The sequence below is a fragment of the Azospirillum sp. B510 genome (assembly GCF_000010725.1).
Classification (GTDB): Bacteria; Pseudomonadota; Alphaproteobacteria; order Azospirillales; family Azospirillaceae; genus Azospirillum; species Azospirillum lipoferum_B.
In genome coordinates this window covers 214449-236931 of sequence record NC_013855.1, presented here as the reverse complement: position 1 = coordinate 236931, position 22483 = coordinate 214449, and the positions used below count along the sequence as shown (strand labels likewise).

Below are 22483 nucleotides of genomic sequence, written 5' to 3'. Positions count from 1 at the left end.
TTTCTGGAATTGAAGATCTCTGATGTTATCGCTTTACCGATTCGAACGGGCGGCGATATAGTCGTCCGACAGCCGCTTTCGTCCGAGTTTTCCATTTCCCATAACCGGAATTTGCTCGACATTCACGACAGCTCGCGGATGTTTGTATTGAGCAATGGTTCCGGTCAGAAATACGGAGAGCTCCTCGCAGGTCACCTGCTTTCCGTCGACGGGCTGGATCATCGCCACGATCGTCGCGCCAAGCTTCGGCTCGGGAACGCTGAAAACCACCACGTCGGCCACGTCGGGATGACGGCCGATATGCTGCTCAAGCTCGAGCGGAGATGTCGCATAACCTCCGATTTTGATCAGATCCTGGGTACGTCCGAGGAACAGCAGGCAACCGTCCGGGCGCTGGCGTACGACATCCTCGGTGGCAAGCCAGCGATCCGGATCGAACCGCTCGATCTCGCCGTCCTTCCAGAGGCCGACGGCGAGGCTCGGGCCGCGCAGCAACAACGGGCCCGGTTCGCCGTCCGGAGCATCGATCCGCACCTGCACCCCCGGCATCGGCCAGCCGATCGATGGGACTTCCGCAGCCATCAGGTCGGGCTGAAACAGCACCGGCCCGATCTCCGTCTGGCCATAACAGCTCTGCATCCGAGATCCGAACTTCGCCAGGAATTGTCGACTGAGTTCGAGCGAGCAGGCATCGCCACCCGCGACGCAATTCGTCGCGCTGAGATCCGGCGCGGGTTCAGCGGTCTCCTGGGCAGCATCCAGAAGCGCCTGAAAGGTCGACGGCGGACCGCTGATCCAGCTGATGCGACGGGCGCGCAGCAGTGAAAGCATGCTCTGGGGGTCATTGTGTCTCGCCACGACGACCGCACAACCATGGGCCATGGCCGCCAGCGTCAGCACGATATTCCACGGTACGATCAGGTCGAACATCGTACAGAGCGTGTAGCCCGATCCGGGTGGGGTGGTTTGGGTCGGCGTGAACATGCCGAACAACTGGTCGGCGGCGGCGGTCAGCGCTGCGTGCGAATAGACCACACCCTTGGCTCGGCCGGTCGTGCCCGACGTGTGAAAGATCGACGCGATATCGTCGGCCTGTGGCTGGGCTTCGATATCGGCCTGCCGCGCCAGCAAATCCGCCCACGGACGGACATGATCCGATCGGGCGTCCCCGGCCTGGAGATCGATGATCCAGGCATGGCCGATCGTCGCCTGGCCTTCGATCAGTTCGGCCATTTTTGCGTACTGTTCCCGATCCCCGATGTAAAAGCGCGCCCTGGCATCGGCCAGGATCCGGCCCGCCTCACCATCTGAGAGTCGTTGATTGATGGTGAACAGAATGATGCCGACTTGGAGACAGGCCAGATAGATCGGCACGAGCTCCACACGATTGCCCAGGCTGACGACAATCCGGTCGCCTTTACGCGCGCCGAACGCGGCGAGTCCCCTGGCGATCCGGGTCGCGAGATCCCCGACCGCCCGATAGCTCATCTCACTGTCCGTCAGAAGCAGCGCGGGCGTGTCCGGTTGATGTTCGACAACCCTTTTGAAACGGCTGAGGATCGATCGGTCCTGATCCCAATTGGTCATCGGTATCGTCCTTTGATCGTGGATGGCTTCGTGTCGGCTTGATTGGGAACTCGTCGGCATTCAGTGGCTAACGCGCCGCGATCGTGTACGGCGTCGATCCGCAAGAGCCGCCGTCATGCGTCGTTTACCGCGAAGACCGGGAAATAATCTTCGATCTCGCCCCGCGCATATGCGTCGGCAAGGTCTCCGATCTCCTCCCATGCCCATACGGGGCTGGTGATCGTCGGATACCAGGCGATCGACCTGGCCAGGGCGACTGCATCCTCGGCTTCGCGAGCGTGAGCGTAGTGGGTGAAGACGTGAACATGTCGGTTGATGCATTCCGAAGCGCGCACCAGCGGGAAGGTCATGCCGTCACGCCATCCACAGGTTGCGATCACGCCTTGCCGCGCCAGCGCGCGGACCGTAACGCGGAAATCCGCGCCGATGTTGTCGATGAATATCGCGGCGCCCCGTCCCTCGGTCCGATCCATGATCTGTCCCAGGGTGTCGGCTGCTCCCGGATCGGCCGCGCCTCCCCGCATGATGACGCCGATCCCGCGGGCAAGGGCATGGCGCCGGTATTTGTCCTTGGACGTTATAAGCGTGGCGCGGCAACCCTCCGCCGCCGCGAGTTCCAGTTCGGCCAACGCCACGCCGCCACCCCAGGCGAAGACGTCGCACCCCGCGGGATAGGCATGCCCCATCTGGATCCGCCAGGCGCGGGCCGCGAGCAGCCAGTTCGAATAGGCGCTGACATAGCGCAGGGAGAATGCCGCCCAACTCGCCAGCGATATGTCGCCGCCCGACGGAAGGAGGGCCAGTTGGCGACGCTTGAATTTCGCCTGACGCGCCAGGACGCCCATGGTCCCCGGACAGTCATAGCCCATGATCGTGATGGGATAGCCGGCCGGGTCGAGTTCGCCTGCGCAATAGACCCGGCACAGGTCTCCCTCGCGCAGATCCCCGACCGCCGTGCCCGACTTCAGCACCCGCACGACCCCCGAATTGCCGAGCACGATCACGTCCTCGCCACGGCGGGCGCACAGGTCCATCGGGCTCCCTGTCAACGCGTGTCCCATATTGCCTTCCCAGGACCCGAACAGGGGTTCGGCCAGCACCTCGTCGGGCGCGAGGGGAGTGAAGCTGTATGCCTGTCGCGCGAACTTCGGCTTTCGGCCGGCGTCGGGGCTGCTGAGAACCCAGGCGTCGACCATTATGCTCTTTTCCATAGCGTGAGCTCCTCACGATGAGCCGGCTGGAGGGCGGCTCGCCTCAGCTCTCGTCGATGAAGGCGGCGATGTCGTCGATGCTTCGCAAGCTGGATACGCGATCGGTCGGAATGCGCCTGCCGAAGGCCTCCTCGACGGCGAACAGCAACGTCGACAGGTCGAGACTGTCGAGGCCTTGCCCCTCCAGCGGTTCCGAGAACGACAGTCTGTCGGTCTTCACGATCGGGAAATTCTTTGAAATCAATGTGACGACGTGATCTTGGCTGGTCATGCTCGGGTTACCTCCGATTCGAGTTCGATCATGGCCGTCGCCCAGGAGAAGCCGGCCCCGAACGCACACATCGCGACGCGCTCATGCAGTCGTTGGTTGATCCGGGAGCTCAGGAGCAACGGGATGGATGACGAGGCGGAATTGCCGTTGTTCGCCGCTTCGAACGGAGCGACGGTCTCCGCCAATCCGAGTTTGGTGCGCACGAATTCGACGACATGCAGGGATGCCTGATGGATCGCCACGAATGGAATGTCGGCTGGCGTCAGGCCGTGGCGGCCCAACATGGTCCGCATCGCATCGGGGACTTCATGGGCCACATGGGACATGACCTCGCGTCCGTTCATCGCGAGGTGAGGGTCGGACCAGAGGCATCCGTTGCTGCCCGGCACCGTCCCGAAGCTGACGTCGCGCAAGGCATAGCCTGGACCCTGCCGCAGCAAGGTCGCGGTCGCGGCGTCGCCAAAAATCATCGAGGTGCCGCGGTCGTTCGGATCGATGACCCTCTCATAGGGATCGGCGGTGACGATGATGCCGCAGGACATCGAATACGCCTTCATCATGGCGCTCGCCGCTGCCAGCGCATGCGGGTATCCGGAGCAAGCCAGCGATATGTCGAAGGTTGCGCAATGCCCCGACAGCCCGAGCTTCTCATGGATGATCGCCGCCGTGTGCGGGATCACACGATCGGGATTCTGAGTCACGACCACGAGCAGTTGGATGGCCGACCGGTCGAGGGCGGTCCTGCCTTCGAGATCCTCGAAGGCCTTTACCCCCATGTCGCTGGCCGACATGCCGTCCGGCTTCCTCGCACGTCTCAGGAAACCGAGCTTCGTCTCAAGGAATTCCATGTCCATGCCGAACATGGCGAGTTTCTGCGCATTCTCCACCCTCTCCTCGGGCACCCATGTCCCGATGGCCGCGATATTCATTGCGTCGTTCCTTCCACCTTGGGGGCATGGCTGACACCCGCCCCGGCGAGCAGGGTCCGGATGGCGCGCCCGCTGTCGGCGACATGTTCGGTCAGGAGTGTGAAATGCCTCCCCGGCGTCCAGCACCAGGCGCGCAGGCCGGGCCACCGCCCTGCCCAATCATCCTGCTCGACGGATGTGGCCGGCTGGTCGGCACGCACGAGATAGGTTGGCGCGGAGAGGGTTGCGGGGCGCCAGTCGCCGGTGAAGAGCGTGAGGTACCACGCCATGGCGCTCAGCCCGTCATCCTCGTTCGACCAGAACGTGCCGGGCGCGGCGGCCCAGTCGCCGAGCACCGCGGACAGGGACTCGTCGGTCATCACGCCGGGGGGGAACGTATCGATCAGCACAACGCCCAGCGGCGTCATCCCGCAAGCTTCAAGCGCTTGGGCCGCGACATGGGCGGCCAGGCCGCCGGTCGAAAAGCCGACCAGCGTGAAGCGCCGGGCGCCGGCGCACGCGCGGATCGATTCGGCGAGCGCCGCACCGACGGCGGCTCCCGTCCCGGGCAATGCCTGCCCAGGTCGATAGCCGGGCAGGGAGATCGCCACGACGTCATGGTCCGCTCCCAGGACACCGCTCAGCTTCTGATAGGTCAGGTCACCGGCCGCCGGGATGAAGGAGTTGACGCAAACCAACAGCGGCCTGTCCTTCCCCGTGCTGCGAAGCCACACGGCGGCTTCCGCATGCTCCTTCGCCGCATCTTCGGCGAACCGCGGGCGGAGCGCGGCGACCGCCTCCATCACCTTCAGGCCGGCAACGGCCTGACCGCTCAGGATCGCATCGCGCAGGAGCCGGCCCAGGCCGCCGTTCGGGCCTTCGCCGCCCGGTGCCGCCGCGCCCGTCGGGCCGACCAACTCCGCGACCGGACCCTTGTCATCGAAGCGGGCAAGGAGATGATCGGCCAGCGCGCCGGGCGTACCGTAATCGAAGACCGCCGTCGGTGGCAGGGGAACACCGGTCGCCCGTGACAGGCGGTTGCTCATCTCCACCGCGGTCAGCGAGTCGAAGCCGATCGACCGGAAAGGCGTGGTGGGAGAGAGTGGCCCCGCGTCGCTGTGCAGGACGGATTGGGCGTGTTCATTGATCAGCCCGAGCAGATGCGCTCGCCGGGCATCCCCGCTCAGACGCGCCAGTTCCCGAGTCGGTTTGGACGGGCGCGGTGTCCCCATGGTCTTGAACGTCAGCTTGTCCAGCAACGGGCCGGTGGCGCCGCTCGACGCTCCGCGATTGACATGCATCGGAAGGAGAAAGGGCTCCGCGCTCGCGGCGCCGAATCCGATTGCCGTATCGAGATATGACAATCCTTGCGCCGCCGTCAGCGGCACGAACCCGGCCTCCATGATATGCCTGATATGGTCGCTGCCGATCGCCTCGCCCATCGCCGAGCGTTCGCCCCAAATCCCCCAGGACAGCGCGACGGCAGGCAAACCGGCGTGCCTGCGATGAAAGGCCAGCGTATCCAGGAAGGTGTTGGCGGCGGCATAGCCGCCCTGGGCGCGCAGGCCGATGACACCCGCCGCCGACGAATAGAGCACGAACGCCGCCAGATCCTGGTCCCGCGTCAACCTGTGCAAGCTCCATGCGGCATCGGCCTTGCCTCTCATCATTCGCTCGATGTGCGCCGGCTCCATCGCCGTCAGATCGACCGGTTCGGCCGTGCCCGCGGCATGGATGATCGCGGTGAGCGGACGTACCGTCACGGCCTGTGCCAGCAGCTCGCTCAACGCCTCCGCGTCCGACAGGTCGCAAGCGGCGAAGCGCGCCTCGACTCCCAGCGCCGCGAGTTCCTCCGCCAGGGTCGAGGCTTCCGGTGCCGCCGCGCCGCGCCGACTGACCAGCAGAAGGTGCCTTGCCCCATGCGCCACCGCCAGATGCCGTGCCGCCAGCCGCCCCAATCCGCCGGTTCCGCCCGTGATCAGCACCGTCCCGGCGGGATCGATCGCGTGCGGGATGGTAAGGACGAGACGGCCGATGTGCCGCCCGTCCCTCATCATGCGCAACGCTTCCCGCGCATGGCGGACGTCCATCGCCGTTACCGGAAGCGGCGAGAGGGCCGAGGCCTCGAACAGAGGCCCGATCGCTGAGAAGCTGCCCGCGATCGCATCCGGTTCCGTCGACAAGGTGAATGGAACGCGGCCGTTCTCGACATCGTCCGGCAAGGAGCCCCGCCGGGCGAGGTCGATCATCCGCCCCCCCGGTGCGAGCAGCCCGAGCGAAGCGGTGCCGATCTCGTCCGCCCCCCCGTGGAGAATCACATCCATGCCCCGTCCACCGCAGGCGGTCCGCAGCTCGCGTTCAAAAGCGGTATCGCGCGACGACGCGCAATGCTCCGCGTCGATCCCCATTCGCCGCAGAATGGCGAACTTGGACGGGTGCGCGGTTGCGAAGACCTCGGCTCCGAGATGCCGGGCGATGGCGATGGCCGCCATACCCGTGCCGCCCGTCCCGGCATGGACCAGCACCCGCTCGCCGCGGCGCAGACCGGCGGTCTCGACAAGCGCCTGCCACGCGGTGAGAAAAGCGCTTGGCACGGTCGCCGCCTGGGCGAATGTCCAACCGGTCGGGATGCGCATCAGGTTGCGTTCGTCGGTGGTGGCGTGGCGGCCGATCGTGCCGGCCCAACCCATGCCCAGCACCCGGTCGCCGGCCTGCCAGCGTGTCACCCCCCGTCCGACGGCGACCACCACGCCGGCCATTTCACAGCCCAGCGGCGCGGCTTCGGCATAGGTGCCGAGCGTGATCAGAAGGTCCCGGAAGTTCACGCCCGACGCGCGCACCGCGACCCGCACCTCGCGTTCGGCGAGCGCGGGTTGATCGGAGGTCGTCAGGATCAGATCGTTAAGGCTGCCTGCTCCCCGGTCGCGCAGTTTCAGGGCCCAATCGCCGTCGCCCGATGGCAGAGCCAAAGCCGCCGGGTCGGTGCCCATCCGCAACCGGGGCACGCGCAGCTCGCCGCCCCGCAACACCAGCGACGGCTCGCCTCCCAACAGAAGCGCGACCGCCGCCGGCAGATGCGTCCGCCAGTTGGGGTCATCGTCGCGATCCAGCAGAAGGAACCTGCCGGGATGCTCCTGCTGCGCGGTCCGCACCAATCCCCAGATGCCCGACTGGTCGAGTGCCGCAGCTCCATCCGAAGGCGCGGCCGACACCACACCGCTGGTGACCAGGACCAGCGGGCAGGATGCCGCGTTCGGGCTGGCAATCCAGGACTGGAGATCGCGCAGCACGGCGGCGGCGACCTCGCAGGCCCTGCGGTCGGGGGCATCTTCCATCGTCCGAGGGATTGCCGGAGGGACAGCTCGCGGACAAATCCGAACCGCCGCGTCGAATGCGTGAGCCGCCGCCGCCGCTTCGGCCAGATCGGGAAAACGCGGGTATGCATGCTCATTCCCGCCCGGGGACGGATCATCCCCGATCACGCAGAACGATATCGGGGCGCCGCGCCTCTCCTGCGGCGGTTCCCAAGCCATCCGAAGGGGCAGGGCGGCCGCATCACCGTCCCCGCCGGCCGCGCGCAGGACGACCGATCGAACCGTCGCGACCGGCCGACCCTGTCCGTCGCTGATGCGCAACGCTTCCGCCCCGGCCGCGGAGGACGGCGCCAGATGCGCCCGAACCATCGTCGCCGGGCCGCGGTAAAGGGTCAGTCCGCCGATGGAGAACAGCATGCGCGCACGCGGCGGTCCGCCGGTCAGCGAGTCGATCAGCGCGGCCTGCATACCGCCGTCAAGCAACAGCGGATGCACCGCGAATCCGCCCGCCTCTTGCGCCATCGCGGTCGGTATCGCCGTTTCGAGATAAACGCCGTCCGGCGTACGCCATGCCGCCTCCGCGCGAAAGAACACCGGCCCGAGACCGACACCGATCTCGTTCAGCCGCTCATACATGTCCTGGGTGTCGATCGGGATGCCGTGCACGGGCGGCCAAGTCGCCAAGTCCGGCCAGACCGCCGGTGCCTCGGCGTCGGCGGGCGCGATCACACCCGAAGCATATCGCCGCCAAACACCGCCGCTCCCCGGCGTTTCGGCGGCCGGCACACGGAAATGGCATTCGACGACGCGCCGCCCGCTTTCGTCGGCGGCGCGGACATGGAGCTGGATATCGACCGCCTCATCGTCATGGAACGCCAGGGGAGCCTGCAACGCCAGGCTCTCGACCTGCCGGCAGCCGAATTCCCGACCCGCCGACAGCAAGAGGTCCGCGGTCAGGGCGCCGGGCGCGGTCGCAACCCCGGCGACGACGTGTTCGCGCAGCCAGGGCAGCGTGGCCGTCGAGACCCGTCCCGACAGGCACCACTCGTCCTCGCCCGCGATCTCGACGCGATGCGTCAGGATCGGGTGACGGACGGCATCGATGGCGGCGGCCGATCCGGTGTCGGCTGGCGGCGTCGCCAGCCAGAAGGTTCGGTGCTCGAAAGGATATCCGGGCAGAGTCGCCCATTCATCCGATTGCCGCATCTGGTCCCAGGCGACGGCGGTCCCCCGGACGTACAGGTGCGCCAGCGCCGTGACCACGCCGCGCACGCCATCGGCGTTGCGGCGCAAGGTGGGTGCCCAGATGGTGTCCGGCTGGGGCCGGGCGGCATCGCCGATCGTCATGCGGCCAAGCGCCGTCAGGACCGCGTCGGGCCCCAGCTCCACCCATGTCGTCGTGCCGGCCCCGGCCAGCCGCGTGACGGCGTCGGCGAAACGCACCGGCGCACGCGCTTGGGACGCCCAATATGTCGGCGATGCGGCGTCCTCGTCCGACAGAACATCTCCCGTGACGGTCGAAACGATCTCAATCTCCGGCGGGTTGAACCGCAGCTGTTCCAGCAGCTCGCGCAACGGATCGACCATCGGATCGATACGCATCGAATGAAACGCGCGGTTGACGTGAAGGCGGTTTGTCCGCCGCCCCAGCTCCGCCCATCGCGCCGCGATCGCGCCGACCGCCGCCTCCTCTCCCGAAATCACGACCGCGCCCGGGGCGTTGATCGCTGCGATGGCGACGCGATCGGCATCGCCGGCCAGCGAGGCCGACACCTCCGCCTCGCTGGCGGCGATCGCGACCATCGCGCCGCCTTCGGGCAACTCCTGCATCAACCGGCCGCGGGCCGCCACGAACCGCACCGCATCCGCCAGCGACAGGACCCCCGCGACATGGGCAGCCGCGATCTCGCCGATGGAATGGCCAGCGACCGCGTCAGGCACCGGCCCGAACCGGGCGAAGAGGCGATAGAGCGCGACCTCGACCGCGAAGGTCGCGGCCTGGGTGAAGTCGGTGCCGATCAGCAATGCCGCCGTGTCGCTGCCGGGTACGGCCCACATCACATCGAGCAGCGGCCGGGGCAGCTCCCCATCGAATGCGCGGCAGACGGCGTCCAGGGCTTCCGCGAAGACCGGTGACGCGCTCGCCAGATCGCGGGCCATTCCCACCCATTGCGCCCCCTGCCCCGTGAACAGAAAGGCGGTGCGGCCACCGTCCGCCGTCCCCTGGGTCACACCCGCCGTCCTGGCGTCGTTCGTCGCCAGACCATCAAGTGCCGCCAGCAACTCGGCGGGGTCGCGGCCTTGCAGCACGGCCCGTCGGGCCAGTCCCGAATCCGACCGCGCCAGCGCCGCGCCGACCGCTCCGGGCGACGGCCCGTCTGGAGCGCGCAGGACGGCCGCGATCTGGGCGGCACGATGCCGCAGAGCAGCCTCCGACGCCGCGGAAAGGACATACACGAAGCCCGACGAGACGAGGTCGGGATCGATCCGCTCTGTTGGGTGGGCCTCCTGCGGGGCCTCCTCCAGCACGACATGCGCATTCGTTCCGGAAATCCCGAATGACGACACGCCCGCCCGCCGCGGGCCGTCGGGCGCGGGCCAGTCGCGGGCCTCGCTGAGGAGGCGCACCGCGTCACGCGGCCAGGCGACGCGCGAGGTCGGCCGTGCCGCGTGCAGCGTGGCTGGCATGCGGCGATGACGCAGCGACATCACCGTCTTGATCACGCCAGCGACCCCCGCGGCGATCTGGGCGTGACCGATGTTCGATTTGAGCGAGCCGAGCCACAGCGGCCGTTCGGGCGCGCGATCCCGCGCATAGGTTTCGATCAGCGCCTGCGCCTCGATCGGATCTCCCAGTGTCGTTCCGGTGCCGTGCGCTTCGATCAGGTCCACGTCCGACGGCTCAAGCCCCGCGTTCGCCAGCGCCCGCCGGATGACCCTGGCCTGCGCCGGACCGCTGGGCGCGGTCAAACCATTGCTGGCCCCATCCTGATTGATCGCGCTGCCGCGCAAGACGGCCAGAACCGGATGTCCGGATCTGGTCGCATCCGAGAGGCGTTCGAGCAGCACCAGCCCGCAGCCCTCGGCAAAGCCGGTGCCATCGGCTTCCTCCGCGAAGGCTCTGCACCGGCCGTCCGAGGCCAGTCCGCCCTGGCGGATGAATTCGACGAAGACATCCGGCGTCGCCATCACCATCACGCCGCCCGCGAGCGCCATCGAACATTCACCGGCCCGCAACGCCTGCATCGCCAAGTGGATCGCGACGAGCGAGGAAGAGCAGGCCGTATCGATGGTGATCGCCGGGCCATTGAACCCGAAGCTGTAGGCCAGGCGGCCGGATGCGACGCTGCACAGGCCGCCTTGCAGCCGGTAGCCGTCGATCTCGGGAACCCGGCGATCGACGGGCGGGACATAGCCCTGCATCGTCGCCCCGACGAAAACCCCGACCGGCTCTCCGTGCAATGTCCTGGGCGGGATGCCCGCGCGTTCGATCGTCTCCCAGGCGACCTCCAGCAACAGCCGTTGCTGCGGATCCATGGCCAGGGCTTCGCGCGGCGAGATGCCGAAGAACGCCGCGTCGAACTCTCCGGCATCGTGCAGAAAGCCGCCTTTCCAAGATCCCCGTGTTTCCTTCAACCCGGCATCTTCGGCCAGTAGCCGGTCGAGATCCCATCCCCGATTGCCCGGAAAGGGACCAATCGCATCGACCTCCTGGCAGACCAGCCGCCACAACTCCTCCGGTGTCGTCACGCCGCCCGGCAGACGACAGCCCATGCCCACGATGGCGATCGGCTCGTTCGCGGCCTGAAGCAGCGCCTCGTTGCGTCGGCGCAACTGGACATTCGCCAGCAGGCTGCGGCGCAATGCTTCGCTTATCTTCTCAAGTGAGTCCATGGTCGGATCGGTCATTCGATCTCCTCCTGCATCCGGGCCAGATCGAGCAGTTCATCGACGCTGGCCGCACGGATCTTCGTCTCGGACGGAGTTTCGGCCGGCGGCGGCGTGCCGTCCTCCATGCCGGCCAGCCGCAGCAGCGGTTCGAGCAGGCCGGCCGCGCGCAGACGGCCCGTCGTCAAGCTTCCCAGAATCTCACGCAGACGGGCGTCCTCATCGATGCCCGAGGGCCGTTCGGCGGCCTTGCCGGTGTCTCCGGCCGGGAACAGCGCGGTCCTCAGATGCTCCGCCAGCAGCAAGGGGGTCGGCAGATCGTAGACCAGTGTCGCCGGAAGCCTCAGCCCGGTCGACCAGCTCAGGCGATTGCGCAGTTCGAGGGCCATGAGAGAATCCAGCCCGGCATCGCGGAACGGCGTGTCGCCCAGGCTCGAAGCCGGATCCGTCAGCCCGAGGATCGACGCCGCATGCTCGCGGACCAGATCGCGCAACTGGTCCAGCTGCCTCTTCCGCGATTTCCCGGCCAGCCGCGCCCGCAGCGCCCCGGCTCCTGCGGCCAAAGCCGCGTCCCCGGTTCCGGTCGCGCCGGCCAGCGCCGCGAACAGCGGGTGGATCGAGCCCAGCCGGGCATTGGCCCGCAATCTTTCCAAATCGACCGGTGAAGCAAGGACGGCGGCATGCGGCAAGGCCAGCATTGCATCCAGCAGGGCCGTCCCATGGTCTGCGGAAATCGGCGCCAGTCCAGACCGGGCGATCCGCGCGTCGTCGGCCGTCCCTTCCGAGCGGAGCATGCCGGACTTCGGTTGCCACCAGCCCCAGCCGGCGGCGAGGCCGGCGAGACCGGCCCGCCGCCGCGTTCTGGCGAGCGCGTCGAGGAAGGCGTTGGCCGCGGCGTAATTGCCCTGACCCGGATTCCCGAGCGTCCCCGCCGTCGATGAGTACATCACGAAGGCGGCAAGATCCGCTCCGCGCGTCATCTCGTGCAGAAGCCATGCCGCATCGGCTTTGGGACGGAAGACATCCTCGAAATTCTGCGGTGTCAAGCGGCCGATGGTTGCGTCCGCCAAGGCGCCGGCGGCGTGGAAGACCGCGGTGAGCGGGTGGGTGGGCGGCACCTGTTCGAGCAGGCGCCCCAGCGACGCGGGATCGGCCACATCGCAGGCTTCGATCCTCACATTGGCGCCCATCGCCTCCAGATCGCGCCGCAGCAGATCGGCACCATCCGCCGCCGGGCCGGTGCGGCTCGCCAACACCAGCGAGCGGACATTGTGCCGTTCGACCAGATGCCGCGCCAGCAGGGCGCCCAGCGTGCCTGTCGCACCGGTGATCAGCACCGAACCGGCCGGATCGAGACCCCGCGGGATCGTCAGCACGATCTTGCCGGTGTGCCGGCCGAACTGCATCAGGCGGAAGGCGGCCTTCGCCTCGCGCACGTCATAGGCGACGACCGGCAGGGGACCGATCGCGCCCGCCTCGAACATCGACCACAAGGCGTCGAGCACCTCGGCTGTCCGATCCGGCTCGAAAACCCCGCGGCCATCGAGGTGGCGATACGAGAGATGGGGGTGGCTGCGGGCGAGATCGTCCGCCGACCGGATGTCCGACTTGCCGAGCTCGACGATCCGCCCCCCCTCTGCCGTCAGGTCAAGCGTGGCGTCGGTGAAATCGCCGGCGAGTGAATTGAGCACCACGTCCATGCCCGCTCCACCCGTCGCCGCGCGGAAGGCCGCTGCGAAATCCAGGTTGCGGGAACTCGCGATATGATCGTCCCGCAGACCGAGCGACTTGAGGACCGACCATTTCGAGGGGTGGGCGGTTGCGAAGATCTCGAGCCCGAGGTGGCGTGCGATCTGGATCGCGGCCTGACCGACACCGCCGGCGCCGGCATGGATCAGGATCCTTTCGCCGGCCCGCGCCTGCGCCACCTCGGTGATCGCGCGATACGCGGTGACGAACGCGGCCGGGATCGCCGCGGCCTCGGCGAAGGTCCAGCGGTCGTCGATCCGGATCGCCAAACGCTGGTCGGCGACGAGAACGGGACCATAGGCGCCCTCCGCCATGACCATCACGCGGTCGCCCACGGCCATCCGGGTCACTCCGGGGCCGATCTCCACCACCAGACCGGCCGCCTCGGCGCCAAAAGCCTGTTGCAGCGGAATCAGGCCGAGTGCGTAGACGGTGTCGTAGAAATTCAAGCCGGCGGCCCGAACATCGATGCGGATCTCCCCGGCGGCGAGTGGGCGTGCCGCCTCGGGCGCCTCGCGGATCATGAGGCCGTCAAGGCCCAGCGATGGGTCGACATCGAGCCGCCAGTGCGAGGTTCGCGGCAATGCCAGCTGGGTGGCGATCCGGCGCAACGACGGACGGGACAGGGTGCCGCCACGCAGCGCCGCTTGGCCGCAGCCCGACTTCCAGAGTCTTGCGACCGGCTCCCCGCTGGCGAGCGGTGCGTCGACGTCGAGCAGGATCAGACGCTCGGGATTTTCAGTCTGCGCGCTGTGCAGCAATTGCCATGTCGCCGCGGCGACCATGTCGACCGCCTCGTCGCGCTCCACCGCCACGGCCCGCCGGGTCACGGCCAGCAGGCGGGTTTGCGACAGGCGGTCGTCCGCCAGCCAGCCTTGCAGAGCCGCCACCACCGCCACGCACGCCAGCCGGGCCTGCGTCGCCGGTGTCCGCCCGTCCTCAGGCCGTTCGGTCGCGTCGACCTCCCAAACGACCAGATCCGGGCAAGCGGCACCGTCGGCGACCGCCATGCCCAGTGCCTGAAAGTCGGCATGGTGTGGAAACACGCTCAGCGCCGATCCGATTCCGGCGGTCCCGACCACCGCAGTCGCTGGAAGGGACGGCGCGCCATCGGGCTGGAGCGGTGTCCAGACCATCTCCAGTAGATCATCCTGTCCGGGAGTCGGCGCCGCAAGCCGTCGCAAGCCGTCGGCGTTCACCTCGCGTAGGATCAGCCCGCCGATTTCGACCACCGCGACGCCATCGGCGTCGAATGCGACGACCTCGATCGCACCGGCGTCGGTCTCGCGGAGGCGCGCCCTCAGTTGGTTGCCGCAGCGTCCCCGGCACCGCGCGCCGGAGATCGAGAACGGCAAGCGAAGCGACTCCGGTTCCGCCGATGACCGCACCGCGATCGGATGCAGCGCGGTGTCCAGCAACGCCGGGTGGACGAGATGATCCGCCGCCGACAGCCCCTCCGGCAGATTGGCCTCGACGAACGTCTCGGTGCCGCGCCGCCAGGCGCGCTCGAGTCCGCGGAAGGCCGGCCCATATCCATAGCCGGCCGCGTCGAGGCGGGTGCGCAGAGCCGCTATGTCCAACGCCTCCGCGCCTTGCGGTGGCCAGACGTCCAAGGTCGCGGCGGTCGTGGGATCACCGGGTGCGGCCAGATGGCCGCTGGCATGAAGCGTCCAGGCGGTCTGCTCCTTGTCCTGTCCGCCGGACGGACGGGCATGGAGCAGAAACGGGCGACCGCCGTCGGCTTCCGTCCGCCCGATCCTCAATCGCAATTCCTGCGTTGCCTCCGGAGCCAGCCGCATCGGCGCGGGTATGGTCAATTCCGCGATCGGCCCGCCCCCCGCGAGTATCGCGCCTTGGAACACGATGTCGAGGTAGGCCATGGCCGGCAGGATCACCACGCCCGCCGCGGCGTGATCGGCCAGCCATGGGTTGGCCGCCAGGCCGATCGTCCCGGTTGCCAGCATGCCCTGGTCGTCGGGCAGGTCGATGACCGCCGAAAGGAACCGGTGATTTGCGACACGCTGCCCGGCCGCCGCCACGTCGGCGCCATTCTCCGCATCGATCCAGAACCGCCGCCGTTCGAATGGATAGGTCGGCAGATCGACGACCCCGGCATCGGGATACAGAGCCGCCCAGTCGGGCCGATGTCCCGCGACATAGAGCCGTGCCGCCGCTTCGGCCAGGCAGTCATGGCTGGGGCGCCCACGCTGAAGGGTGGAGATCGCCGCCGCGCCGTCTCCCGCGCATTGCTCGATCAATGGCGACAGCACGGGGTGGGGGCTGCATTCGAGGAAGGACGGGTGGGAGAGCGTCGGATCCTGTGAGGCGAGGGCGGCGACCGCGTCCGAGAATCTGACCGGGCGGCAGAGATTGTCGCACCAATAGTCCGCGTCGAGCAGGGCGCCATCCGTCGGCTTGCCCGGAGAGTGCCCGTCGACGGTGCTGTAAAAGGAGATCTCGCCCGCGCTCGGCGTAATCGGACCGATCAGCCCGCGCAGCTCCGACCGCAGGTCCTCCAAGGCCGGACAATGAGGGGCGACATTGCCGGGGATGCGCTTGGCCGTGACGCCGGTGTCGGCGCAGTGGCGGACGAGGGCGTCGATCGCTTCCGCGGTCCCGGAAACCCCGAAAGCGCGGGGACCGTTGAACGTCGCCAACACCAGCTCGTTGCCGAATGGCGCGATCAGCGCCCGGGCATCCGGCTCCGAAACGAACAGGTTCGCCATGGCGCCGCGTGCCTTGTCCGCGGAGTGAAGGACACGCGAGCGGACGGCCACGATCCTCGCCGCCTGGGACAGATCGAGGATCCCGGCGACATGGGCGGCGGCTATCTCGCCTTGCGAATGTCCGATGACGGCGGAGGGCAGGATGCCAAGCGACCGCCAAAGCCGGGCGAGCGCGACCATGACCGCGAACAGGGCCGGCTGAACGACATCGACCCGCTCCATCGATGGCGCGTCCGGCGCTCCGTCGAGGACGTCGATGACCGACCAGCCGGTGAATGGGCGCAACGCCGCATCGATGTGATCCAGCGCCGCGCGAAACGCCGGCATCGTCGCCAGCGCCATTCCCATGCGCGGCCATTGCGACCCCTGACCGGAAAAGACGAACACCAATTTGCCCCGGCGCTCCGCCACGGCTTGGGCCGATCGGGCGATCCGCGGACGTAGTTGGCCGTCGACGAGGTTTTCCAGCGCTTCCACCAGCGCGTCACGCGATCCACCCCAGATCGCCGCGCGATGCGGATGCCCCGCCCGCGACATGCCCAGGGTGCGCGCCACGGCGGCTGCGTCGAGGCTCGGCCGGCTGCGGACATGATCCAGCAGCCGTGCCGCCGCCGCCAGCAGGGCGGTCGGCGTCCGGCCGGCGACCGGCCAGATGAACGGAGCGAAGGAAGGGGCTGCGGGCTGTGGCGTGGCCGGCGAGACGGGCGTGCTCGCTTCGAGAATGAGATGGGCATTCGTTCCCGAGACGCCGAAGGACGACACGGCGGCGCGGCGCGGCCCATCAGCGCGTTCCGGCCAGGCCCGCATGGCGGTGAGCGGTTCGAGCCCGCCCCTGGACCAGGCGATCCTGTCGGATGGCGCATCGATGTTCAGGCTGAGCGGCATCCGGCCGTGGCGCATGGCCATGACCATCTTGATGACGCCGGCCACGCCGGCCGCCGCCTGGGTATGGGCGATGTTGGACTTGATCGAACCGAGATAGGCCGGCTCGCCTTCGTTGCGATCCGCGCCATAGGTGGCCAGCAGGGCATGAGCCTCGATGGGGTCTCCCAGTGTCGTGCCGGTTCCATGCGCCTCGATCACGTCGACGTCACGTCCGCGCAGCCCCGCCTTCGCGAGGGCCCGCCGGATCACCTGCACCTGGGCGCTTCCGTTCGGCGCCGTAAGGCCGTTCGACGCCCCGTCCTGATTGACGGCGCTGCTTCGGATCACCGCCAGGATGGGCAGCTTCCGCGCCTCGGCGACCGAAAGCCGCGCCAGCATCAGCATCCCCACGCCTTCGCTCAGGCCGATGCCATCCGCCGCCGCCGCGAAGGCCTTGCAGCGGCCGTCCGGCGACAGCACCCGCTGGCGCGAAAAGTCGATCAGCACGCCGGGTGTCGACATGATCGTCGCCCCGCCGGCCAATGCGAGATCACAGTCACCGTCACGCAGGGCGCCGCATGCGGTGTGGATGGCGACGAGCGACGACGAACAGGCCGTGTCGATCGCCAGGGCGGGTCCTTCCAGGCCGAGCGTGTAGGAAATCCGCCCGGAGGCGACGCAAGGCGTCTTGCCAAGGAACGAATATCCCGCAGCGCTTCGCGGCGCGCGCTGCAACAGCGGGCCATACTCCATCCCGATCACGCCGACGAAGACGCCGACATTGCGGCCCTTCAGGTTGTCAGGATCGAGGCCGGCGCGTTCGATCGCCTCCCAGGATGTCTCCAGCAGCAGGCGCTGCTGCGGCTCCATGGCCGCGGCCTCGCGCGGGGAAATCCCGAAGAACGCGGCATCGAAGCCCGCCGGATCCCGGAGGAAGCCGCCTTTCTTCGATGATATCCTGCCGAGCGCGTCGGGGTCGGGGTCATAGAGCTCCGCCAGATTCCAGCCGCGGTTGGCCGGCAGGTCGCCCACCGCGCTCCGTCCGGATCCTACGAGCTCCCATAACCCCTCGGGATCGACGATCCCGCCGGGATACCGGCAGGCCATGCCGACGATCGCGATCGGCTCATAGGAGACTGCTCGCGGCGGCACGGTGACCGGGGATGCGTCCGCCCGTGTGGAGGACAAGCCGAGTTCGGCCCGCAGGAGCGCGATCAGCGCATCGGGGGACGCATGGTCGTAGAGGATGGTGGCGGGCAGATCGAGTCCCGTCGCGACGGCGAGCGCCCCGACGAATTCGACGACAGCCAGCGAGTTGAAACCGGCGTCGACGAAAGCGCGCGCGTCGGCCGGGAATGGCGCTCGCAGAACGCGCTCCGCCTCGCGAACGATCAGGCTTCGCAGCGCCTCCTTTTGCGCCTCCTCCGGTTGGCGCGCGAGCCACGGGACATCGAGCGGTTCGACATCCGGGTCCGACGCGTCGCCGACGGCCTTATGACCGATCCGTGCCGTCGCGCCGTCCCCCGAGCCTTGCCGGATGCGCCCGCGTTCCGGTGTTCCCAGCAGATCGTCGAACACCTCCGCCCAGCCGATCGCCACCCCACCGACAAACGCGCGCGCCAAGGCGTTCAGAAACGCGTGAGCGTCGTCACGGCGGTTGTCGAGCGAAGCGACGGCCATTCCGGGCGAACCGGTGGCGCGCAGCGTCTCCTCGATCAGGGTGGTGAGCACCGGATGCGCGCTCGCCTCGATGAAAACCCAGGCATCCTCCCCGGCAAGACGGGCAATCGTCTGTTCGAACCGGACCGGCCTGCGCAAGGCCTGGTACCAATAGGCGGCATCGAGAGCCGCGGCTTCGACGGGCGCGGCTTCGATGGTTGACCAGAACTCGGCGCGCCTCCGGCCGGACACCCGTTCCGGGGCGTCCCGCATCACCTGTTCCCGCAACGCCTCCACCTGATGCGAATGACCGGCCACCTCGATGCCCGGCACTCTCTGCGCCCACAGGCCGGATCGCGCGAGCGAGAGGAGCAGCGCGTCCAGCGCGTCGGCGTCCCCGCTGACGGTGATGTTGCGCGGGCTATTGTACGCGGCGATTCCGATGCGGTCGGCCCATGGGGCGATCAGGGCGCGGACCTGTTCGGCATCCGCCGACACGGACGCCATGGCGCCCCTGCCCTCGATCCGGGTCAGGGCATCGGCCCACATCGCCAGAAGCTTCACCGCGTCCCGATCGTCGAGATGGCCCGCCAGCCGCATCGCGCCGACCTCGCCGACGGAATGGCCGAGCGTGGCGGCGGGCGTCACGCCGAAGGCCTCCCAGAGATCGGCCAGCGCGGCCGCCAAGGCGAACTGCACCCCCTGGATTCGGGCAAGCCCCGTCACATCCTGTCCCGTTGCAAGGATATGGGCGGGGTTCATCCCCAACCGGTCCTCCAAAAGGCGCCCGCGCGCGACCAGCGCGTCGCGGAACCTGGTGGAGACCCGGAACAGTCCGGAGGCCATTCCGCTCCATGCCGACGCCTGACCGGGAAAAACGAAGACGGCCCGACCTGTTCCGACCGCTTGCCCGAGCAGGACGTCCCGACCGGGCCGACCCTGGGCGATCCGCGACAATCCGCGATCGAAATCCGAGTGATTGTCAGCCAGCACGATCCCGCGATGCGTGGCGTGCGCGCCAAGCAGGCGATCGAGGCAGAAGATTCGCAGCCCGTCCGGTCCGACTTTGGCGATCTCGCCGCGCAGGGCCTGTGCCGCGGCCTGCCGCTCCTCCGGGGTCGCGCCGGAAACGACCAACGGAATGCCGAGGTTGCGCCGCTCCTCGACGCTGAGGTCCCGCACGCTCATTGCTTCCCCTCCGGCACGGCTTCGGTTTTGCGCCAGCCGGGATCGATCCCATGATGAAGGACCAGGCTGGTCGGCTGCTCCCCGCGCAGCAGCACCCGGGCAAGCTGACGGCGGATATCTCCGGCAGTCAGCGAGCCGTCTCGGCAATAGACGTCGAGCGTGAAGCTGTCGTCGCCGTCCGCGCCCTTCTGGACCCACGCTTCGGCTCGGATGACGCCCGCGATCTGCTCGGTCTGACGGCAGACGGAGGGGATGTCGACCTTCTCGCCGCGAATGAGCGCCACGGTCGACCGGCGTCGTCTGAAGTAGAGATAACCGTCCTGGTCGATCGTGAAGATGTCGCGGGTCGCGATCAGCCGCCGGCCATCGGCGAGCGGGACCGGGGCGGCGCCCTGCCGGCCGACGGTGCCGATCATCGCCGTCTCGGTCTGGACGATCAGTTCCCCTTCGTCGTCCAACGGATCTGCCCGATCCAGGGCGACGGTGACGCCGGGCAGCGGCAAGCCCACCGACGCATGTCGTGTCGCCGGTTCGTTGTGAGCCGCCAGCGTCGCCACCCGCGGACCGCATTCGGTGAGGCCGTAAGTCAGGTAGAGTTCCAGGGCGGGATTGTGTCGAAGGATGTCGCCGACCGACGCCGGGTTCAATGCCGCGCCTCCGACCGTCAGGCAGCGCAGGGATGGTGGGAGTTTCACGGCTCCGTCCCGGCGCCAGGACTCGACCATGACCGGCGTGACCGACGACAGGCTGATCGCGTGGTCGGCCAAAATGGATCGGTAATTCGACGGCGTGAATGGCGGTCCGTCGATCACCGCCCGCCCACCAATCGCACAGGTTGCGAGAAGCTGCGCCACGAATGCGTAGGAGTAATAGGTCGGCAGGTTGATCAGTATCGTATCGCCGGGCCGCTGACCGATCGCCGCCGCATGGCGCCGGGCGTTCGTCAGCAACGCATCGGCATTGAAGAGGCATCCGCTGAAAATGCCGCTCGTGCCGGAGGTTAGAAGAATGATCTGGCCGGCTTCGTACATCCGTCCGCCCGACCGGGCGATCCGCGCGATCCGGATCCCGTCGCCGATGCGATGGACTTCCGTCACCTCCGAGGCCAGGCCTGTCGACAGGGACGCCGCCGCGATGACATCGGCCCCGATCACATTGGCGATCCGCGTGACGCGCGAGGCGGGCGCGGCGGACGGCAACAGCACCGGAACGGCGCCTATGGTCAAAAGGCCGAACACGATCTCCGCGAAGGCGATGCCGTTCGGCAGAACGACCAGAACCGGCACCCCGGGGCCGATGCCGCAATCGGACAGCTGCGACGCGACCTCGTCCAACCGCGCAGCCTTGCGTTCGGGATGGTCGACAGCGTGCAGACTGTCCAGGAACGGCTGGACGCGCAACTGGCCGAAGCCGGTATGTTCCATCATGTTCCCGCGCTCCCGTCGGTGGTGCCGAAGATCGTGCTGGTCACCCGATGTTCGTCGGAATCCCATTCATGCAGGCTCAGGATCACGGCTGCGGCGGTTCGCTCCCGCAGCCAGTTGCGCAGGACGATCATCGCCGGATGCCGACCCTGCGACGGCGTCATGGACAGCACGAGGCTGGGGCCGCGCAGCTGGAGCAGCTGCATCGCGAATCCGCATATCTGGCCGGGATTTGCGCCGGAGAAGCGCAAAGGCGACATGCGGCCGTTGGGGATGGCTCCCGCCAGGCCCCGCATGGTGTGGAGGGTACAGACGTCGCTCACGACGATATGTCCCAAATCGCGATCGAGGCATGGACCAGCCGCCGTCACCGCATCCGTCACCGCCTCCAGCACAAGCCAGGACAGCGGGTCGGCGTACAGCGACGGAATCCGCCGCGACGGCTTCACGACCTGTAGCGACGAGGCTCGCGCGGTGCCTTCGCCGAGGATCGTCATGCCATCCGGCACCGGAGCGGCGGGGGTCATCATGCGGCACGCGATCCGGCGACCTGGAAAACCAGGCAGGTGTTGAAGCCACCGAAGCCCAGCGTCACGCTGAGCGCCGCACCGTCCGGACAGGCCGAGCGTGATCGCGCCACGGGCAGGCCGAGGGCGGGCAACGGCGAGGCGAGCCCGTGGATCGGCGGCACTTCCCCCCGATCCAACGCCAGCAAGGTCGCGACCGCCTCGATCGCGCCGGTCGCTCCCAGTGTGTGGCCGAATGCGCCCTTGGTCGCGAAAACGAGAGGCCGGACAGGGACCCGCGCGAAGAATTCCGTGTAGGCGCATGCCTCGACATCATCGTTCACCGGGGTTCCGGAGCCGTGCGCATTGATGAGGCCCACCGCGTCCGCCGTCAGCCCAGCGCTGTCCAGCGCCCGCTCCACGGCCAGGATCACATTGCGTCCGCTCGGGTCGGGCGCCGTGGCGCTCATGGCGTCGCTCGACGATCCCGCGCCGGCCAGGACGCCTCGCGGCCGTGCGCCCCTCGCCCTTGCCGACCGGACGGTCTCCAGAACGACCATCGCCGCGCCCTCACCCAATACGGTTCCGCTCCGCCGTTGATCGAATGCGAAGAGCCCGTCGCCCGACATCGTTCCAATCGTCGAATGGCCCAATCGCTTGCCCGGCGTCAGGACGTCCGCGCCGCCGCACAGGCAGATCTCGGCGGCGCCGCTGCGAAGCAGAGCCAGGCCGACCAGCAGCGCGTCGGACCCCGCCGAGCATGCCGTTGCGGTCGTCAGGGGAGGGTGGGCGAGCGTCAGCCCGGCCGCGGCGGCGGCCGACCAATCCGACAGCGATGTCGCGTCGGGATCATCCAGATTAGCCCCGTAGCTCGTGCCGAACACGGCTCTCAGACGGTTGTCCGACGCATCAAGTCCCGCATCATCAAGTGCGCGGCGTGCCGTGTCCGCCGTCAAGGCGACCTGGCGCATCGCCGGCGAACCGCCCTGGTCCGGCTCGGTGATCCGTGCCGCGAGCATGCTGCGAAGCGGTAGATCCGAAAGATGCTCGACGATGCCGCTGGCACCATCCGTCAGCGCGGCCCACACCGCCGCGACATCGTCACCCAAACAGGTGCTCCATGCCATCCCGGTCACCCAGGCGGCCGTGTCGGCGCCAGTCATTTGCGTAATCTCCACGCTGTGCAGG

General features: G+C 68.2%; 9 protein-coding genes. All 9 read right to left on the bottom strand.

The window, feature by feature from the left end; genetic code table 11:
* Positions 1 to 33: 33 nt before the first annotated feature.
* The 9 genes from AZL_RS16430 to AZL_RS16390 all read right to left on the bottom strand — a co-directional run bounded on the left by AZL_RS16430 (position 34) and on the right by AZL_RS16390 (position 22458).
* Positions 34 to 1587 (bottom strand): class I adenylate-forming enzyme family protein, encoded by a 1554-nt coding sequence (locus AZL_RS16430; protein ID WP_012975623.1) that lies wholly within the window; start codon positions 1585 to 1587, stop codon positions 34 to 36.
* A 113-nt stretch (positions 1588 to 1700) separates the two neighbouring features.
* A complete protein-coding gene (locus AZL_RS16425; RefSeq protein WP_042444081.1) occupies positions 1701 to 2783 on the bottom strand; it encodes a hypothetical protein in 1083 nt (360 codons plus the stop codon).
* A gap of 58 nt (positions 2784 to 2841) precedes the next feature.
* Complete coding sequence (locus tag AZL_RS16420) at positions 2842 to 3069, bottom strand: phosphopantetheine-binding protein (RefSeq protein WP_042444079.1); 228 nt, start codon at positions 3067 to 3069, stop codon at positions 2842 to 2844.
* The gene (locus tag AZL_RS16415) at positions 3066 to 3998 is read right to left on the bottom strand and encodes a ketoacyl-ACP synthase III (protein ID WP_012975621.1); all 933 of its coding nucleotides are present in this window, start codon (positions 3996 to 3998) and stop codon (positions 3066 to 3068) included. Before AZL_RS16415 ends, AZL_RS16420 begins: the two co-directional genes overlap by 4 nt.
* The gene (locus tag AZL_RS16410) at positions 3995 to 11200 is read right to left on the bottom strand and encodes a type I polyketide synthase (protein ID WP_012975620.1); all 7206 of its coding nucleotides are present in this window, start codon (positions 11198 to 11200) and stop codon (positions 3995 to 3997) included. The genes AZL_RS16415 and AZL_RS16410 overlap by 4 nt, the downstream gene beginning before the upstream one ends.
* A complete protein-coding gene (locus AZL_RS16405; RefSeq protein WP_012975619.1) occupies positions 11197 to 19365 on the bottom strand; it encodes a type I polyketide synthase in 8169 nt (2722 codons plus the stop codon). Before AZL_RS16405 ends, AZL_RS16410 begins: the two co-directional genes overlap by 4 nt.
* Positions 19362 to 20792: a class I adenylate-forming enzyme family protein gene (locus tag AZL_RS16400; protein ID WP_012975618.1), complete on the bottom strand. Its 1431-nt coding sequence runs from the start codon at positions 20790 to 20792 to the stop codon at positions 19362 to 19364. The genes AZL_RS16405 and AZL_RS16400 overlap by 4 nt, the downstream gene beginning before the upstream one ends.
* Positions 20789 to 21319 carry a hypothetical protein gene (locus tag AZL_RS16395; RefSeq protein WP_052293700.1) on the bottom strand — a complete coding sequence of 177 codons (531 nt, stop codon included), beginning with the start codon at positions 21317 to 21319 and terminating at the stop codon, positions 20789 to 20791. The genes AZL_RS16400 and AZL_RS16395 overlap by 4 nt, the downstream gene beginning before the upstream one ends.
* Positions 21316 to 22458, bottom strand: coding sequence for a beta-ketoacyl-[acyl-carrier-protein] synthase family protein (locus AZL_RS16390; protein ID WP_012975616.1), 1143 nt, complete (start codon positions 22456 to 22458; stop codon positions 21316 to 21318). Before AZL_RS16390 ends, AZL_RS16395 begins: the two co-directional genes overlap by 4 nt.
* Between the last annotated feature and the right edge of the window lie 25 nt (positions 22459 to 22483).

Excerpts from the sequence above, each read along its gene's own strand:
- AZL_RS16430 (WP_012975623.1), bottom strand. The coding sequence starts at position 1,587 with ATGACCAATTGGGATCAGGACCGATCGATCCTCAGCCGTTTCAAAAGG.
- AZL_RS16425 (WP_042444081.1), bottom strand. The coding sequence starts at position 2,783 with ATGGTCGACGCCTGGGTTCTCAGCAGCCCCGACGCCGGCCGAAAGCCG.
- AZL_RS16420 (WP_042444079.1), bottom strand. The coding sequence starts at position 3,069 with ATGACCAGCCAAGATCACGTCGTCACATTGATTTCAAAGAATTTCCCG.
- AZL_RS16415 (WP_012975621.1), bottom strand. The coding sequence starts at position 3,998 with ATGAATATCGCGGCCATCGGGACATGGGTGCCCGAGGAGAGGGTGGAG.
- AZL_RS16410 (WP_012975620.1), bottom strand. The coding sequence starts at position 11,200 with ATGACCGATCCGACCATGGACTCACTTGAGAAGATAAGCGAAGCATTG.
- AZL_RS16405 (WP_012975619.1), bottom strand. The coding sequence starts at position 19,365 with ATGAGCGTGCGGGACCTCAGCGTCGAGGAGCGGCGCAACCTCGGCATT.
- AZL_RS16400 (WP_012975618.1), bottom strand. The coding sequence starts at position 20,792 with ATGATGGAACATACCGGCTTCGGCCAGTTGCGCGTCCAGCCGTTCCTG.
- AZL_RS16395 (WP_052293700.1), bottom strand. The coding sequence starts at position 21,319 with ATGATGACCCCCGCCGCTCCGGTGCCGGATGGCATGACGATCCTCGGC.
- AZL_RS16390 (WP_012975616.1), bottom strand. The coding sequence starts at position 22,458 with ATGACTGGCGCCGACACGGCCGCCTGGGTGACCGGGATGGCATGGAGC.